The sequence below is a fragment of the Butyrivibrio sp. CB08 genome, from assembly GCF_003625485.1.
Classification (GTDB): Bacteria; Bacillota; Clostridia; order Lachnospirales; family Lachnospiraceae; genus Butyrivibrio.
Map to the genome: position 1 here is coordinate 1 of NZ_RAIR01000027.1, position 357 is coordinate 357.

1 pseudogene is annotated in these 357 nt (G+C 45.4%); it reads right to left on the minus strand.

From position 1 onward, the window contains the following. Nucleotides 1-357 (minus strand): annotated as a pseudogene (locus tag D6855_RS16615) (RNA-guided endonuclease InsQ/TnpB family protein); the annotation flags it as partial.

Consider the following 357-nt stretch of genomic DNA (forward strand, 5'->3'; position numbering starts at 1 on the left):
CCCTTTATCACAAATGGCCTTGCACCAAAAGTGTTTGCTACAGCAGCTATGTTGTCTGTTCCGGGATCTATGGCCATTACTCTCAAGCCCTTCAGATCTGATACGTCCGAAAGGTCAGCGAGGATATCTTTATCAGCAATTGGTATTATCCCCATATCAGGAACAGATAGGACTACATCCAGGGCAAAGCTGTTTCTACAGGGCTTTATACGCACTTCCTTAAGGCATACTTCTTCAGGGAGCTGACCAAGAGACAGCTTATCCTTTGTCCCCGGAAACTTTAGATACCCATCCTTGATCCTGCATATCTGATTAGTCAGGACAGCTGTCTTGAATGATCCCTGTGACATATATCCC